Raw genomic sequence first — 15,174 nt, 5'->3', positions numbered from 1 at the left:
AGTTGAAGATCTCCGGGAAATAGGTGTTGTTGCCGCCCACATAGAACTTCTGGCTGTTGTTGCCATGGCGCACCATCAGTTTGTCGCCGATCACTGGCATTACATGCTTGACCTGCGGCAGTTGGCCGATGGCCGCTACATCGTCGAGCGTGATGGTGCCGGCGGGCTCACCCAGCGTTGCCGGCTTGCCATTGAGGTAGAGGATGTTCGAGCCGAAGGCGGCCATCTGCGCCATGACCTGGCGCTTGCTGCCTTCGCCCACGGCCAGCATCACCACCACCGAGGCCACGCCGATGACGATACCCAGCAGGGTCAGGGCAGTGCGGAAGCGGTTGACCCACATCACCCGCCAGGCGGCCTGCAGGGCTTCGAGCAATTCGCCTTTCCACGCCCCGCGCAAGGTGGCGCCGCGGTCCAGGCGCTGGCGCAACTGCTCGGCTTGCAGGCCTTGGCCGCTGTCGATCGCAGGCTGTTCGCTGGCCGAGTCACTGATGATCAAACCGTCGCGAATTTCGATCACCCGCTGCGCCCGCGCCGCCACTTCGCGGTCATGGGTAATCAGGATGATCACGTGGCCCTGGCTGGCCAGCTCGTCGAGCAAGGCCATCACCTCGGTGCCGCTGTGGCTGTCCAGTGCGCCGGTGGGTTCGTCGGCGAGGATGATATGGCCGCCGTTCATCAGCGCGCGGGCAATCGACACCCGTTGCTGCTGGCCGCCGGACAATTGGTGCGGGCGGTTGCCGGTGCGGCTGGCCAGGCCCAGGCGGCCTAGCAGGGCGCTGGCGCGAGCGTGGCGCTCGCGGGCGTCAATGCCGGCATAGATGGCAGGCATTTCGACGTTTTCCTGAGCCGAGCCCGACGGGATCAAGTGATAACCCTGGAACACGAAGCCAAACGCTTCGCGGCGTAACCAGGCCAGTTCGTCGCTGTCCAGGTCGGCCACGTCCTTGCCGGCGAAACGGTAGCTGCCAGCGCTGGGACGGTCGAGGCAGCCGAGAATGTTCATCAAGGTCGACTTGCCCGAGCCGGAGGCGCCGACGATGGCGACGAACTCGCCGGGGTGGATGCTGAGGCTGATGCCATGCAGGATGTCGACCTTGGGGGTATCGACACCGCCGTAGGACTTGCGGATGTCGATCAGCTCGATCAGAGGCGTGCTCATTCAGCCTCCACTCACGGCGGGGGCGCCGATGACCAGGCGCTCGCCTTCGCTCAGGCCGTCCAGCACCTGTACCCGCAAACGGTCGCTGAGCCCGGTGCGCACCTGGCGCTGTTCCACCTTGCCGTCGCCGGTCAGCACACGCGCCAGGCGCAGGCCGTCGCCGTCATCCAGCGCGGCCAGCGGCACGGTCAGCACCTGGCTGGCGGTGCCTGCAACGAAGAACACTTGCGTGGTCATCTCGGCCATCAGCGCGCCGTCCGGGTTGTCGACATCCAGCAGCACGCTGTACTGCACCACCTGGCTGCCGGCGCTGCCATTGCTGACGCTGGCCGGGCTGCCGCCGCCCTGGCTGGCCTGCTCCAGGGGCTTGGGCGGGATTGGCAGCACTTGCCGCACGGTGCTGGTCCAGCGGCGTTTGCCGCCGGCCAGGGTGGTGAAATAGGCGGTCATGCCCGGTTTGACCTTGCCGATGTCGGCCTCTGACACCTGGGCCCATACGGTCATTGGCGAAAGCTTGGCGATGCGCAGGATCAATGGGGTTTGCTGCTGGGCGTTGAGGGTTTGCCCCTCGCGGGCATCCACTGCCACCACCGTGCCGTCCATGGGCGCGTAGATGCGCGTGTAGCCTAACTCGGCTTCGTCGCTGCGCAGGCTGGCCTGGGCCTGGCGGATCTGCGCCAGGAACATGTCGATGCGCGCCTGGGTGACTTTCAACTGCGCGGCGGCGGTTTGCACGTCTTCGTCTCGGGTGGCGCCGGCGGCGGCCAGGTCGCGCTGGCGCTTGAGCTGCTGCTGGGCCAACAGGTACTGCGCGCGTTGTTCGGCCAGCTGGGCCTTGAGGTTGTCGATCGAGAAGCGCCCGGCATCCAGCCGCGCCTGCTGGGTGGAAGGGTCGATCTCGACCAGCAACTGGCCTTTGCGCACACTGTCGCCGACTTCAACGTGCAGCTTGTGGATCTGCCCGGAGGCCTGGGCGCCAACGTCCACGTAACGTCGCGGTTGCAAGGTGCCCAGCGCGGTCACGCTGCTTTCGATGTCGGCGCGGGTTACGGCGACGGTGCTCAGCGGCTGCGCGCCATAGGGCAGCGCCTTCCAGGCCAGCAGGCTGCCGAGGCCGAGCAGGCCCAGGCCAGTGAGCAGCACACGGCGACGGGTGTTGGTTAAAGGTCTCATGCAGACATCCAGCCAAGGGGTGTGGGTATGCGTAGCCAGGGTCAGGCGCATACCGGGTGCCAGATAGACGAAAGCGCTAGAGGGGGATTTAGCGAGGGTGAGTGAACGTGCGTCTTGCAGCCCTTGTTGCTGAGAATAATTATAATTTGTAAGATCGCACGTTGACATCACTCGGTCCCGCGTTGCTGCCTGAAAGGGCTTTCTGGCAAAAGCTGGCAGGACCTCTCAGGTAACGTCGTGGAACATTACTATCGCGAACTGGTGGGTTTCCTCTCCGCGCGCCTGGGCAGTCGCCAGGCCGCCGAGGACGTGGCACACGATGCTTACCTGCGGGTGCTGGAGCGCACTGACGCCGAGCGCATCGAGCACCCACGCGCCTTTCTCTACCGCACCGCGCTCAACCTGGTGGTCGACCGCCACCGGCGCCACCTGGTGCGCCAGGCCGAGCCGCTGGAGGTGCTGGACAGCGACGAACGTTGGCACAGCCCGGCGCCGGCCCACGACATGCAGCTGGACCAGCGCCTGGCGCTGATGCAGCGCGCGCTGGATGAACTGAGCAAGATCTGCCGCGACTGCTTTCTGCTGCGCAAGCTCGAAGGCCTGTCGCACCAGCAGATTGCCGAGCACCTGGGCATATCCCGTAGCCTGGTGGAAAAGCACATCGTCAATGCCATGAAGCACTGCCGGCTGCGCATGCGAGAGTGGGAATCGTGATTGCCGGGTTAAAGGAAAATGAAAATTCCGTCAGTCAATCACTTGATTTATGCGGCTTTCCCGACTTCTATTCAGTTAAGACCGCTGCCGGGCGTGGCCCTGTCAGTAGCCGTAATTGGCGCAGTTTGGTCATGGAATGCACCCATTACCCCACTGCCCAGGTCCGATCATGGCAAACAAGACCCTGCGCATTCTCATCGCCGACGCGCACCCCTGTCAGCGCTTGCAGCTGGAGCGGCTGCTCAATGGCCTGGGCTACTACCGAATCGCCCCCGTGGACAGCTTCGAGGAGCTGCAGCGGCTGGTGCAGTGCGCCTTGCAGCCCTTTCACCTGCTGCTGGGCAACATCGAGTTGGCCAGCCATGCCGGGGTTGACCTGGCACGTTTCTGCCGCGTCAGTACTCAGATCCAGCACGCCCTGCTTTACCACTCCAGCCAGTTGAAAGTGCCTGCGGTGCCGCAGACCGAGCGCCAGGCTGTGAGCCTGAGCCTGCCACAGGTGCCCGATAACGAGGCGCTGGAGTCGTTCATGGCGATCATCGACGCACCGCTGCTGGTCGGCAAGTTGCCGCTACCGGGCACCCTGCAGGCAAACACCCTGCGGCCACGGCCGAGGGCCAACTTCGCGCAGACGGTGTTCAACCGCTAGCGGCATCGCGGTCGGGGCAACAGGGCGGCTATTTGTTATGCTCTTGCCCTTTGCCGATTTGCGGAACCTGCCATGACTGCCATCGATACCGCTCGCCCGCCCCGGTTCAGCCGCGGCGACCATCGGACCCTGGGCCTGGCGGCGCTGGGCGGCGCGCTGGAAATCTACGACTTCATCATTTTCGTGTTCTTCGCGCTGACCCTCAGCCAGCTGTTTTTCCCGCCCGAGATGCCCGAATGGCTGCGGCTGTTGCAAAGCTTTGGCATCTTCGTCACCGGCTACCTGGCGCGGCCGCTGGGCGGCATCCTGATGGCACACTTCGCCGATCATCTGGGGCGCAAGCGGGTCTTCAGCCTGAGTATCCTGATGATGGCCCTGCCGTGCCTGCTGATCGGGGTGATGCCCACCTACGCCGACATCGGTTATGCCGCGCCGCTGATCCTGCTGGCCCTGCGTATTCTGCAGGGCGCGGCGGTGGGGGGCGAGGTGCCGAGTGCCTGGACCTTCGTCGCCGAGCATGCACCCGCCGGGCGGCGCGGCTATGCCCTTGGCTTCCTGCAGGCCGGGCTGACCTTCGGCTACCTGTTGGGGGCGCTGACCGCGACCCTGCTGGCGCAGCTGTTCACCCCGCAGGAAATCCTCGATTACGCCTGGCGTTACCCGTTCCTGCTGGGTGGGGTATTTGGCGTGATCGGCGTATGGCTGCGCCGCTGGCTCAGCGAAACGCCGGTGTTCCTTGCCCTGCGCGCGCGTCAGGAGCAGCCGGTGAAGTTCCCGCTGCGGCGGGTGCTGAGCGAGCACCGCCAGGCGTTGATCCCGGCCGCGCTGCTGACCTGTGTGCTGACCTCGGCGGTTGTGGTGCTGGTAGTGATCACGCCGACGGTGATGCAGCAGCGTTTCGGCATGAGTGCCGGGCACACCTTTGCCTTGAGCAGTGTGGGCATCGTCTTCCTCAACATCGGCTGCGTGCTGGCTGGGCTGCTGGTCGACCGTGTGGGCGCCTGGCGTGCGCTGATGCTCTACAGCCTGTTGCTGCCGCTGGGGATTGGCGCGTTGTATGCCAGCCTGGTGGGGCAGTGGGGTTTGACCTGGCTGGCCTATGCGCTGGCGGGGTTGAGCTGTGGTGTAGTCGGGGTGGTGCCGTCGGTGATGGTCGGACTGTTCCCGGCCGAGATCCGTGTGTCGGGCATTTCCTTCACTTACAACGTGGCCTATGCGCTTTGGGCCAGCACCACGCCGCTGGCACTGATTGCGCTGATGCCGTGGAGCCCGTGGGTGTGTGTCGGGTTTTGTCTGGTCATGGGCGCGGTGGGGCTGCTGACGGCCTTGTATTTCGGGCGCCGTGAGCCCTTGGCGTTTGCGGCGGAGCCGATGCCGATCATGTGTGGTGACAAATGAGCCGATAGCGGCCATGGGGCATTGAGGCATCCTTCTGGGCGGGGGTTATTGGAATAACCTATTAGCCAATTTAACCTGGAAGGTTAATTTCTCATGGAAAAGAGAACGCCTCATTGTCCGCTGGAGCGGATCAGGGCATTGCTGAGCGCTGGCCGCGTCAACCCTACAACGGCCTCATTACGAGGCGCTCAGGCGTTAGGGGTGGAGTTTGCGGACATGCTTCAGGTTATCGCGGGCCTGGAGCGCAGGGACTTCTACAAAAGCATGTCTTGTTATGTCAATCATCGCGTTTGGCAAGATGTCTACAGGCCGTTTACGGCGAAAGGCTACGTGTGCCTGAAGCTGTCTGTGGTTGATGACGTTCTCATCGTGTCTTTCAAGGAGTTGTAAACATGAGATGCCCAATTTGCGGCGGTGCGGAGCTCGCGCCAGACACTCAGGACATGCCCTACCGCTACAAGGGGGTGTCGACAGTGATCCCTGGTGTCGCGGGCGATTACTGCTCTGCCTGTGGTGAGGCAGTACTTGGCTACGATGAGGCTATGCGCGTCAGCGATCTGATGTCTGCTTTCAGCCGCCAAGTCAATGCTAAGGATGTCGACCCTGATTTTATTGTTTCCGTGCGCAAGAAGTTTGATCTGGACCAGCGTGAAGCGGGGGAAATCTTCGGTGGAGGGGTCAATGCGTTCTCTCGATATGAAAACGGCAAGACCACGCCACCCGTGGCGCTGGTGAAACTGCTGAAACTGCTGGATCGCCACCCAGAGCTTTTCGAGGAAGTACGTACAGCCTGATGTTGGCGGGCAACAAAAAGCCCCCGGTTCGAGAGAGCGGGGGCTTTTTGTCAGCGCAAGGGCAGGGGCCTTACATATTCGGGTAGTTCGGCCCGCCGGCGCCTTCAGGGGTGACCCAAGTGATGTTCTGGGCCGGGTCCTTGATGTCGCAGGTCTTGCAGTGCACGCAGTTCTGCGCGTTGATCTGGAAGCGCTTGTTGCCGTCTTCCTGGGTGACCACTTCGTACACGCCAGCCGGGCAGTAGCGTTGGGCCGGCTCGTCGTACAGCGGCAGGTTGCTGGCGATCGGAATGCTTGGGTCGGTCAGCTTCAGGTGGCAGGGTTGTTCCTCTTCGTGGTTGGTGCTGGAAAGGAATACCGAGCTGAGTTTGTCGAAGCTGAGCTTGCCGTCCGGTTTCGGGTAGTCGATCTTTTTCGAGTCGGCGGCCAGCTTGAGGCAGGCGTAGTCCGGCTTGGTGTCGTGCAGGGTGAACGGCAGCTTGCCGCCGAACCAGTTCTGGTCGACATAGTTGAACGCGGCCCCCAGAAGCGGGCCGAACTTGTGCATAGCCGGGCCGAAGTTGCGACTGGCGAACAGTTCTTCGTACAGCCAGCTGGCCTTGAAGGCACTGACGTAGCTGTTCAACTGGTCACCGCCTTCGCTGCCGGCAATCAGAGCGTCTGCTACCGCTTCGGCGGCAAGCATGCCGGACTTCATCGCGGTGTGGCTGCCTTTGATCTTGGCCACGTTCATGGTGCCTAGGTCGCAACCGATAAGTGCGCCACCGTTGAAGACCATTTTCGGCAGCGAGTTGATGCCGCCCTTGGCCAGGGCGCGAGCACCGTAGCTGATGCGCTTGCCACCTTCGAGGTACTGGCTGATCACCGGGTGGTGCTTCAGGCGCTGGAATTCGTCGAATGGCGACAGGTACGGGTTGGCGTAGGACAGGTCGACGATCAAACCGACTACCACCTGGTTGTTCTCCAGGTGATAGAGGAACGAGCCACCGGTGTTGTCCTTGGCCACCACATCCAGCGGCCAGCCGGCGGTGTGCACAACCAGGCCCTGTTCGTGCTTGGCCGGGTCGATTTCCCAGATTTCCTTCAGGCCGATGCCGTAGTGCTGCACATCGGACTCGTTGTCCAGGTTGAAGCGCTTGATCAGTTGCTTGCCGATATGGCCACGGCAACCTTCGGCAAACAGGGTGTATTTGCCACGCAGCTCCATTCCCGGGGTATACATACCGTCTTTCGGGTGGCCTTCACGGTCCACACCCATGTCACCGGTGACGATACCGCGCACCACGCCGTTTTCATCGAACAGTGCTTCCTGGGCGGCGAAGCCTGGGTAGACTTCAACGCCCAGGTTCTCGGCCTGCTGGGCCAGCCAGCGGCACAGGTTACCCAGCGAGATGATGTAGTTGCCATGGTTGTGCATGGTCTTGGGCACGAACAGGTCGGGCACTTTGGTCGCGCTGCCGGCATCCTTGAGCACATAGATGTCGTCGCGCTTGACCTCGGTGTTCAGTGGCGCGCCGAGTTCCTTCCAGTCGGGGAACAGTTCGTTCAGGGCGCGCGGTTCGAACACCGCGCCGGAGAGGATGTGGGCGCCGACTTCAGAGCCTTTTTCCACCACGCAGACGCTGATCTCGCTACCAGCTTCGGCGGCCTTCTGCTTCAGGCGGCAGGCGGCGGACAGGCCTGCCGGGCCGGCGCCGACGATGACCACGTCGAATTCCATGTATTCGCGTTCCACTGGTTCTCTCCTACTCATCAAGGCTCGTGCTGTTGCTTGGTCTTATGGGTGCTTGCGCGCAGTGGCTCATCACGGGAGCGAAACTGTAGCTGCGCAAATGACGGACTACACCGTTTTGTCTTGGCCGCGCATTATATCTACACCACTTGGCGGGTCCAATACAAACGTTTGTTTGAATTTGCCGCAGGCCAGTAAAATCACAGGTACGCGGCTGGAGGGTGACCGATTTGCCGTATTGACCGGATTGGGTGTTGCGGTCAAGATACGAGCGGTTTTACGTTCGCCGTAGGCTTGCAGCCGGGCGCAGGTACACCTCTAAAGACCAGGTGTGGAGCAGGGTTTTGCGGGCTTAGGCCGGTTTGTAGTGGAGTTTACACGCCACGACAGAAAATGACCCGTGAGTATTTGTCGCAATGGTCCGAACAAGACTGTTCGGTCACGGTGAAGTTACTGCCTCCCGACACGTCTTTAGAGGTGCCCTTGTACCCACGCGCATCGCCGGGCTCAGCCCCAGGCGACTATCTATTCACCGGAGAGTAACGAGGAATCCATGAAGGTTCTTGTAGCTGTCAAACGAGTGGTCGACTACAACGTCAAGGTTCGCGTCAAAGCGGACAACTCCGGCGTCGACCTTGCTAACGTCAAGATGTCCATGAACCCCTTCTGCGAAATCGCCGTGGAAGAAGCCGTGCGCCTGAAGGAAAAAGGCGTTGCGACCGAGATCGTCGTCGTTTCCGTCGGCCCGACCACTGCCCAGGAGCAACTGCGTACCGCCCTGGCCCTGGGTGCCGACCGTGCCATCCTGGTCGAGGCCGCTGATGAGCTGAACTCCCTGGCCGTGGCCAAGGCCCTGAAAGCCGTTGTCGACAAAGAGCAGCCGCAGCTGGTGATCCTTGGCAAACAGGCCATCGACAGCGACAACAACCAGACCGGCCAGATGCTGGCCGCGCTGACCGGCTACGCTCAGGGCACCTTCGCCTCCAAGGTCGAACTGGCTGGCGACAAGCTGAACGTCACCCGTGAAATCGATGGCGGCCTGCAGACCGTTGCGCTGAACCTGCCAGCGATCGTCACCACCGACTTGCGCCTGAACGAGCCACGCTACGCGTCGCTGCCGAACATCATGAAGGCCAAGAAGAAGCCGCTGGAAACCGTTACTCCAGACGCGCTGGGCGTATCCCTCGCCTCCACCAACAAAACCGTGAAGGTTGAAGCCCCGGCTGCTCGCAGCGCTGGCATCAAGGTTAAATCGGTGGCCGAACTGGTCGAGAAGCTGAAGAACGAAGCGAAGGTAATCTAAATGACTATCCTGGTTGTCGCTGAATACGAGAACGGTGCCGTAGCCCCGTCCACCCTGAACACTGTTGCCGCAGCCGCCAAGATCGGTGGTGATGTGCACGTGCTGGTCGCTGGCACAAACGTCGGTGGTGTTGCCGAATCCGCTGCCAAGATCGCGGGTGTGGCCAAGGTGCTGGTTGCAGACAATGCCGCCTACGCCCACGTGCTGCCGGAAAACGTCGCGCCGCTGATCGTCGAGCTGGCCAAGGGTTACAGCCACGTGCTGGCTCCGGCCACCACCAATGGCAAGAACATCCTGCCACGCGTTGCCGCGCTGCTGGACGTGGACCAGATCTCCGAGATCATCTCGGTCGAGTCCGCCGACACCTTCAAGCGCCCGATCTATGCCGGTAACGCCATTGCCACCGTGCAGTCGAGCGCGGCCATCAAGGTCATCACCGTACGTACCACCGGCTTCGACCCCGTGGCCGCCGAAGGTGGTTCGGCTGCCGTCGAGGCTGTTGGCGCTGCGCACAACGCTGGCATTTCGGCCTTCGTGGGTGAAGAGCTGGCCAAGTCCGACCGCCCAGAGCTGACCGCTGCCAAAATCGTCGTTTCCGGCGGCCGTGGCATGGGCAACGGTGACAACTTCAAGCACCTGTACAGCCTGGCCGACAAGCTCGGCGCTGCTGTCGGTGCCTCGCGCGCCGCGGTCGACGCAGGCTTCGTACCAAACGACATGCAGGTCGGCCAGACCGGCAAGATCGTTGCGCCTCAGTTGTACATCGCTGTCGGTATCTCGGGTGCGATCCAGCACCTGGCCGGCATGAAGGACTCCAAAGTGATCGTTGCGATCAACAAGGACGAAGAAGCGCCGATCTTCCAGGTGGCTGACTACGGCCTGGTTGCCGACCTGTTCGAAGCGGTTCCAGAGCTGGAAAAGCTGGTCTGATCCGCCTGCTTCACTTATAAAGAACCCGGCCCTCGCTTTGAGGGTCGGGTTTTTTTATGGGTTGAAGGAGTGAGGGATGACGTTGCGCGGAACGGGCAGGGTGCTGGCATGCTTGGCGGTGTTGGTGTCGCCACTGGCCATGGCTGCAGGCAAGTGCGAGCGCCTGGTGGCAACCGGCAGTCCCGATGCGCCACCCTATTCGTGGCAAGACCCGAAAGACCCGAAACACTTGATAGGTGCCAACGTCGACCTGCTGCGCCAGGTGGCTGGCGAACTCGGCGTGAAGGTCGAGGTGTTGAATGCCGGTCGCCGTGAGCAGGCGCTGGAAGAGGTGCGCAGCGGGCGCATGGACCTGTTGCTCGACACCCCCCTGCAGGTGGAGCAACTGACTGCGCTGGACTACATTCATCCGCCGTTGCAGCTCAACGAGTACCTGGTGTGGACCCGTCATGATGCGCAACTGACCTTCGATGGCCCTGCCGACCTGGCCAGGTATCAGGGCAGTTTGTCCGAGCGTGCGCGCCTGACCCCCGCCTTCACGGCATTCGCCAAGGCCCAGCTCAAGCTGGTGCCGGCACAGAACCTGACCCAGGCGTTCCAGAAACTGGTGCTCGGCCAGGTGGACTATGTGCTGGCTGGCCGCTATTCCGGCATGGCCATGGTCCAGAGCCTGGGTATGAACAATGACCTGATCGCCCGCGGCCTGCCGGTGGATCGGCCCGGTCTGTACCTGGCGCTATCGCACAACTCGGCGTGCAATGACAGCTGGTTGCGTGGGCAATTGGCAAAAAAACTGACAGAATTGCCGATCTCCGGTGCGTCCGAGGCTGTGCTGCAACGTAATGTCGAGCGCTGGAAAGCGCAGTTGCAGGTGCCGGCGGACGCCCCCAAACACTAGGAAGATTGCGTGAGAACCCAACCACTAATCCTTGCCCTGGCCGTGCTCGGCCTGGCTGGCTGCGCCAATGATCCGGCCCCTGACGAGCAGATGCGCATTTCCGAACAGGCACTGGAACAGGCCAAAGCCGTTGGCGCCACCGAGCAGGTCGAAACGCTGAAACTGGCTGAAGACAAGCTGGCCCGTGCCAAGGCCAACATGCTTACAGAAGACTACCGCGATGCGCGCATGCGCGCCGAGCAGGCCGAGCTGGATGCGCGCCTGGCCGAAGCCCAGGTGCTGAACCAGAAGAGCGAAGAGCAACTGCAACTGCTGCAGTCGCGGGTCAAGCGCCTGCGCAAGCAACTGGAGGTGCAGCCATGATGCGTCGTACGCCTTTGGCTGCGCTGGCGATGCTGGTGCTGGCGGCAGGTTTGCAGGGTTGCGCCAGTCAGCGCAGTAGTGCCGCGCTGGATGAGGCCGGCGCTGCCTTCCAGAAGGTCAAGGATGATTCCGATGTGCTGCGCAGTGCGCCGCGCGACGTGATCCGTGCCGGCGAGTCGCTGGCGCGCGCCGAGCGCTTGTCCAGCTACATCGGCACCGGTTCCGATGTGCGCCATTACGCTTATCTCAGCCAGCGCTACAGCGAAATTGCCAGCGAGCACGCCAAGCTGGCGTTGAACCAGGAGCGCCAGGCCAAGCTCGACCTGGAGCGCCAGCGCCTGCAGCTGGCTTTGCGCGAGGCCAAGCTGGCCAGCGTGCAGCAGCAGGGCAAGTGGGTCGAGTCGCAGATTGCCGCGTTGGCGTCGGAGCAGACCGACCGTGGCTTGGTGATGACCCTGGGTGACGTGCTGTTCGATACCGGCAGTGCCGACCTGAAGAACTCAGCCAGCCGAACTGTGCTCAAGCTGGTGCAGTTCCTGCAACTCAACCCGCGCCGCGTGGTGCGTATCGAGGGCTATACCGACAGCACTGGCCTTGCCGAGGACAACCTGAAGCTGTCGCGCGACCGGGCGCAATCGGTGGCCGACATGCTGGTGGACCTGGGCATCGACGAGAAGCGCCTGCAGGTGGAGGGCTATGGCGACCAGTACCCGATCGAGGCCAATGCTTCGGAGCGGGGCAGGGCGCAGAACCGCCGAGTCGAGATCGTGTTTTCTGACGACAAGGGCAAGCTCGCGCCAGCGCGCTGAGTCTTGCCAAAAAGGGGTCGCCTTGCGGCCCCGCTTTTTGTCGGCCTGATCGTTTCGCTAGCTATCACGCTGTTGTATTGTCGACTATGTTGCAATCTGTCCCAGTACACTTTGCAACTGTTACAGTATCCTCTACCGTCAGTGCCCCGTACAAGAACAACGAGCCTGTCGCCATGACCAACCTGCTGCTGTACCAGCGTATCGCCCAGCAACTGGCCGATGACATCCGTCGCGGTGTCTACCAGCCAGGCGAGCGGGTGCCCTCCGTGCGCAAGATGAGCGCCCAGCTCAATGTCAGCCATGCCACGGTGCTGCAGGCCTATGCCAACCTCGAGGATCAGGGGCTTATCCGCGCGCGACCGCAGTCTGGCTACTATGTGCATCAGACCCCGGCCTTGACCGCGCAAACCCCGGACATTGCCCGGGTGGAGCGCCCCGGCCTGGTCACGCGCGCCAGCATCATTCAGCAGGTGCTGACCGAGGCGCGCCGCGATGGTGTGTTCCCGTTCGGCGCCGCCGTACCGCATGTCGACTACTTGCCCGTGCGCGCCCTGCATCAGCAAATTGCCAAGGTGACGCGCTTCCATAGCCCTCGCGCCTTCAGCTACATGTTCAGCCCTGGTTTCGAGCCGCTGCGCCGGCAGATCGCCATTCGCATGCGCGATGCCGGCGTGCTGGTCGACCCGCGTGAAGTGATCGTGACCCATGGGTGTGTCGATGCCCTGCAGATGTCGCTGCGGGTGCTGACCCGCCCGGGAGACCTGATCGCCGCCGAATCGCCTACCTATTACGGCTTGCTGCAGTTGGCTGACCTGCTGGGCCTGAAAGTGATCGAAATCCCCAGCGATCCGTCCACTGGCATCAGCCTCGAGGCCTTGCAACTGGCGGCCAATCAGTGGTCGATCAAGGCCCTGGTACTGACGGCGCGCCTGAGTAATCCGCTGGGCGGCACGGTCCCGGAAGAACGGCAAAAGCAATTGCTGCGCCTGGCCTCGGACTTCGATATCCAGATCATCGAAGACGATATCTATGGCGAGCTGATGTTCGAGCAGGGCAAGACCAAGGCGCTGAAGGCGTTCGACCGGCTGGACCGCGTGATCTACTGTTCGAGCTTCTCCAAAACCTTGTCCCCCGGTGTGCGCGTGGGCTGGATGATCGCTGGGCGTTATCAGGACGAGATTCAGCGCCTGCAGACCTTCACCACGCACTCGGCGTGCAGCGTGACGCAGATGGGGGTGGCAGCCTACCTGGAAAATGGCGGCTACGACCGGCACCTGCGCTACATACGCCAGGAGTATCGCAAGAACCTCAGTGCCTATCAGTTGGCGGTGCAACAGCACTTCCCTGAGGGCACCCAGATGACCCGGCCGACGGGTGGCTTCATTCTCTGGGTGAGCCTGCCGGGGCGGGTCAATACCCAGGAGCTGCATGTGCGCGCGCTGGAGCAAGGTATCAGCATTGCGCCGGGGTTAATATTCAGTAACACAGAGCAGTTCAACCACTGTATCCGCCTCAATTGCGGCATTCCGTGGAACAAAGAGGCCGAGCGCGCTGTGATTACGCTTGGTTTGCTGGCACAGCAGTTGTGCAGGGAGCCTGCGCTCACACTTTTGTAAGGCTTGCCAGTCGTCTTTGGAACAGGGAGCATACGCACCTTTCCTGCCAGCCTGTCCATTTGCCATGAATGCTTTACGCCATTTTGCTCTGATCTTGTGCCTTGCACCGCTCTGCTACCTGGGCAGCCCAGCCTTGGCTGCGCAGCCGGCAAGTCAGGCGCAGGCGGCCCAAGGCAAGCAGGTGCCAAAAAAAGCGGCAGCCAAGCCTGCGCAGAAGCAGGCGGCAAAACGCGCCGATACCAAAAAGGCCAAGCCTGCACACAAGCCGGTCAGCAAAGCGGTTGGCAAGCCACTGCCCAAGGCAAAGCTGGACCTCAGCCTGCCGGTCGATATGGTCAACAGCCTTGAGCCGAATGTGGGTACACCTTCGCCCATCCAGCGACGCAAACCTTTGCTGCCGCCCATGTTCACTGAAAAGCCCGAGACCAGCGACAGCCCGTTCCAGCTTAATGGCCGGCTGATCAACAACGAAATGCAACTGCAACTGCGCAATGACAGCCGCCATGATGTAGAAGGTGCGGCCATCGATTTCGAGTATCGCCAATAGGTGGAACTGACTGCTGGGTCACGGCAGATTTCATCGTGCCAGCAATTTCAAACGCCTGTTTGAGCGGTTACTATCCAGGGACGTTCGTCCCGTTTTGTCCCAGGGAGTCCTGATTTTGGTGAATAGCCATGAATTGCCGTGAGGGCTGTGGTGCCTGCTGTATCGCCCCGTCCATCACTTCTGCGATGCCGCGCATGCCCAATGGCAAGCCGGCCGGTGAGCGCTGCCTGCACCTGACTGAGGCTAACCTCTGCGACCTGTTTGGCATGCCTGAGCGGCCGGCGGTGTGTGGTGGTTTCAAGGCAGATGTCGAGGTGTGTGGTAGCGATCGCGACGAGGCAATCAGGATTCTTGGTTGGTGGGAGCAGATGACGGCGGCGTGACAGGCTGGATCTTCGACAACAAGGATAAACATGATGAGATCGTTCAAGCGTATTGCACTGCTGTGTGGTGTGGGTGTTCTGCTGTCACCTGCGGCCTGGGCCGAGAATTGGCAAGTGGCCAAGGACGAGGAGGGGATCAAGGTTTCCCTCAGTGAAGTGGCCGGCTCCAAGTACAAGGCTTATCAGGGGGTTACCCTGATCAAGGCGCCTTTGGCCAAGGTGCAGGCGTTGCAGGAAGACGTGGTCGGTGCCTGCGCGTGGATTCATGAGTGCAAGTCGCAGAAACTGCTCAAGCATGAAGGCGATCAAAGCTGGACCTACACCCAGTTCAATACGCCGTGGCCAGTGACGCCGCGCGATTCCGTGCTGCATGTCACCACGGTCAAGGGCGCTGATGGCAGCCTGACCCGTAACCTGGTCGAAGAGCCGACCTATGTCCCGGAAGAGAAGGGCTTCGTGCGGGTGGCGAAGGTCGAGGGCTTCTGGAAGCTGGTGCCCAAGGGTGACAGCACGGAAGTGACCTACCAGGTGCACACCGAGCCCGGTGGTAGTGTGCCGGCGATGGTGGCCAATAAGTTCGTGGTCGACGCGCCATTCAATACCCTGAAAGGGTTGCGTGAGCGGGCTGAGAAGAACTGAGGCCTAACGCGGCGCTCCCACAATGCTACAAAAAAGGCTGCCCGAGGGCAGCCTTTTTGCGTTC

At 62.0% G+C, this 15,174-nt stretch carries 17 protein-coding genes; 14 read left to right on the top strand and 3 right to left on the bottom strand.

Annotated elements, in window-relative coordinates; all coding sequences use genetic code 11:
- Together APH42_RS17105 and APH42_RS17100 are read right to left on the bottom strand one after the other, a co-directional pair.
- Positions 1-1,162: ATP-binding cassette domain-containing protein (locus APH42_RS17105; RefSeq protein ID WP_156352810.1), on the bottom strand; the 1,162-nt coding region annotated here is incomplete at its 3' end.
- Positions 1,163-2,335: an efflux RND transporter periplasmic adaptor subunit gene (locus tag APH42_RS17100; RefSeq protein ID WP_041166759.1), complete on the bottom strand. Its 1,173-nt coding sequence runs from the start codon at positions 2,333-2,335 to the stop codon at positions 1,163-1,165.
- A gap of 237 nt (positions 2,336-2,572) precedes the next feature.
- Here APH42_RS17100 and APH42_RS17095 point away from each other — a divergent pair, with 237 nt between their 5' ends.
- The 5 genes from APH42_RS17095 (at position 2,573) to APH42_RS17075 (ending at position 5,890) form a co-directional block, all read left to right on the top strand.
- On the top strand, positions 2,573-3,049 hold the full coding sequence (locus APH42_RS17095) for a sigma-70 family RNA polymerase sigma factor (RefSeq protein ID WP_012273369.1): 477 nt from the start codon (positions 2,573-2,575) through the stop codon (positions 3,047-3,049).
- A 169-nt stretch (positions 3,050-3,218) separates the two neighbouring features.
- The gene (locus tag APH42_RS17090) at positions 3,219-3,698 is read left to right on the top strand and encodes a response regulator (protein ID WP_012273368.1); all 480 of its coding nucleotides are present in this window, start codon (positions 3,219-3,221) and stop codon (positions 3,696-3,698) included.
- Between the two features lie 72 nt (positions 3,699-3,770).
- Entirely contained in the window at positions 3,771-5,096 is a 1,326-nt protein-coding gene (locus APH42_RS17085) for an MFS transporter (protein ID WP_060493840.1), read from the top strand.
- 93 nt (positions 5,097-5,189) lie between these two features.
- Positions 5,190-5,486 (top strand): type II toxin-antitoxin system MqsR family toxin, encoded by a 297-nt coding sequence (locus tag APH42_RS17080; RefSeq protein WP_060493839.1) that lies wholly within the window; start codon positions 5,190-5,192, stop codon positions 5,484-5,486.
- Positions 5,487-5,488: 2 nt separating this feature from the next.
- Positions 5,489-5,890 (top strand): type II TA system antitoxin MqsA family protein, encoded by a 402-nt coding sequence (locus APH42_RS17075; protein WP_012273365.1) that lies wholly within the window; start codon positions 5,489-5,491, stop codon positions 5,888-5,890.
- A 70-nt stretch (positions 5,891-5,960) separates the two neighbouring features.
- Here APH42_RS17075 and APH42_RS17070 read toward each other — a convergent pair whose 3' ends face one another.
- Entirely contained in the window at positions 5,961-7,643 is a 1,683-nt protein-coding gene (locus APH42_RS17070) for an electron transfer flavoprotein-ubiquinone oxidoreductase (protein WP_071984592.1), read from the bottom strand.
- Positions 7,644-8,175: 532 nt separating this feature from the next.
- On the opposite strand from APH42_RS17070, the gene APH42_RS17065 reads away from it, so the two are divergent.
- From APH42_RS17065 to APH42_RS17025, 9 genes are all read left to right on the top strand, one after another.
- Positions 8,176-8,925, top strand: coding sequence for an electron transfer flavoprotein subunit beta/FixA family protein (locus APH42_RS17065; protein ID WP_012273363.1), 750 nt, complete (start codon positions 8,176-8,178; stop codon positions 8,923-8,925).
- Complete coding sequence (locus tag APH42_RS17060; protein ID WP_060493838.1) at positions 8,926-9,855, top strand: electron transfer flavoprotein subunit alpha/FixB family protein; 930 nt, start codon at positions 8,926-8,928, stop codon at positions 9,853-9,855. It abuts the gene before it with no gap.
- A 76-nt stretch (positions 9,856-9,931) separates the two neighbouring features.
- Positions 9,932-10,753, top strand: coding sequence for an ABC transporter substrate-binding protein (locus tag APH42_RS17055; protein ID WP_060493837.1), 822 nt, complete (start codon positions 9,932-9,934; stop codon positions 10,751-10,753).
- A gap of 9 nt (positions 10,754-10,762) precedes the next feature.
- Entirely contained in the window at positions 10,763-11,116 is a 354-nt protein-coding gene (locus APH42_RS17050) for a DUF4398 domain-containing protein (protein ID WP_012273360.1), read from the top strand.
- Positions 11,113-11,925, top strand: a complete 813-nt coding sequence (locus APH42_RS17045) for an OmpA family protein (protein WP_012273359.1) — start codon at positions 11,113-11,115, stop codon at positions 11,923-11,925. Before APH42_RS17050 ends, APH42_RS17045 begins: the two co-directional genes overlap by 4 nt.
- 173 nt (positions 11,926-12,098) lie before the next feature.
- A complete protein-coding gene (locus APH42_RS17040) occupies positions 12,099-13,541 on the top strand; it encodes a PLP-dependent aminotransferase family protein (protein WP_012273358.1) in 1,443 nt (480 codons plus the stop codon).
- A gap of 64 nt (positions 13,542-13,605) precedes the next feature.
- A complete protein-coding gene (locus APH42_RS17035) occupies positions 13,606-14,088 on the top strand; it encodes a hypothetical protein (RefSeq protein WP_012273357.1) in 483 nt (160 codons plus the stop codon).
- A gap of 128 nt (positions 14,089-14,216) precedes the next feature.
- The gene (locus tag APH42_RS17030; protein WP_012273356.1) at positions 14,217-14,471 is read left to right on the top strand and encodes a YkgJ family cysteine cluster protein; all 255 of its coding nucleotides are present in this window, start codon (positions 14,217-14,219) and stop codon (positions 14,469-14,471) included.
- A gap of 33 nt (positions 14,472-14,504) precedes the next feature.
- On the top strand, positions 14,505-15,110 hold the full coding sequence (locus APH42_RS17025; RefSeq protein ID WP_041166550.1) for an START domain-containing protein: 606 nt from the start codon (positions 14,505-14,507) through the stop codon (positions 15,108-15,110).
- Positions 15,111-15,174: the final 64 nt, after the last annotated feature.

It is taken from the genome of Pseudomonas sp. NBRC 111140, from assembly GCF_001320885.1.
GTDB lineage: Bacteria > Pseudomonadota > Gammaproteobacteria > Pseudomonadales > Pseudomonadaceae > Aquipseudomonas > Aquipseudomonas putida_P.
This window is presented reverse-complemented; position numbering and strand designations above follow the sequence as displayed.

Excerpts from the sequence above, each read along its gene's own strand:
- APH42_RS17045 (WP_012273359.1), top strand. The coding sequence starts at position 11,113 with ATGATGCGTCGTACGCCTTTGGCTGCGCTGGCGATGCTGGTGCTGGCG.
- APH42_RS17060 (WP_060493838.1), top strand. The coding sequence starts at position 8,926 with ATGACTATCCTGGTTGTCGCTGAATACGAGAACGGTGCCGTAGCCCCG.
- APH42_RS17030 (WP_012273356.1), top strand. The coding sequence starts at position 14,217 with ATGAATTGCCGTGAGGGCTGTGGTGCCTGCTGTATCGCCCCGTCCATC.
- APH42_RS17035 (WP_012273357.1), top strand. The coding sequence starts at position 13,606 with ATGAATGCTTTACGCCATTTTGCTCTGATCTTGTGCCTTGCACCGCTC.
- APH42_RS17080 (WP_060493839.1), top strand. The coding sequence starts at position 5,190 with ATGGAAAAGAGAACGCCTCATTGTCCGCTGGAGCGGATCAGGGCATTG.
- APH42_RS17075 (WP_012273365.1), top strand. The coding sequence starts at position 5,489 with ATGAGATGCCCAATTTGCGGCGGTGCGGAGCTCGCGCCAGACACTCAG.
- APH42_RS17070 (WP_071984592.1), bottom strand. The coding sequence starts at position 7,643 with ATGAGTAGGAGAGAACCAGTGGAACGCGAATACATGGAATTCGACGTG.
- APH42_RS17100 (WP_041166759.1), bottom strand. The coding sequence starts at position 2,335 with ATGAGACCTTTAACCAACACCCGTCGCCGTGTGCTGCTCACTGGCCTG.
- APH42_RS17025 (WP_041166550.1), top strand. The coding sequence starts at position 14,505 with ATGAGATCGTTCAAGCGTATTGCACTGCTGTGTGGTGTGGGTGTTCTG.
- APH42_RS17085 (WP_060493840.1), top strand. The coding sequence starts at position 3,771 with ATGACTGCCATCGATACCGCTCGCCCGCCCCGGTTCAGCCGCGGCGAC.
- APH42_RS17090 (WP_012273368.1), top strand. The coding sequence starts at position 3,219 with ATGGCAAACAAGACCCTGCGCATTCTCATCGCCGACGCGCACCCCTGT.
- APH42_RS17055 (WP_060493837.1), top strand. The coding sequence starts at position 9,932 with ATGACGTTGCGCGGAACGGGCAGGGTGCTGGCATGCTTGGCGGTGTTG.
- APH42_RS17065 (WP_012273363.1), top strand. The coding sequence starts at position 8,176 with ATGAAGGTTCTTGTAGCTGTCAAACGAGTGGTCGACTACAACGTCAAG.
- APH42_RS17040 (WP_012273358.1), top strand. The coding sequence starts at position 12,099 with ATGACCAACCTGCTGCTGTACCAGCGTATCGCCCAGCAACTGGCCGAT.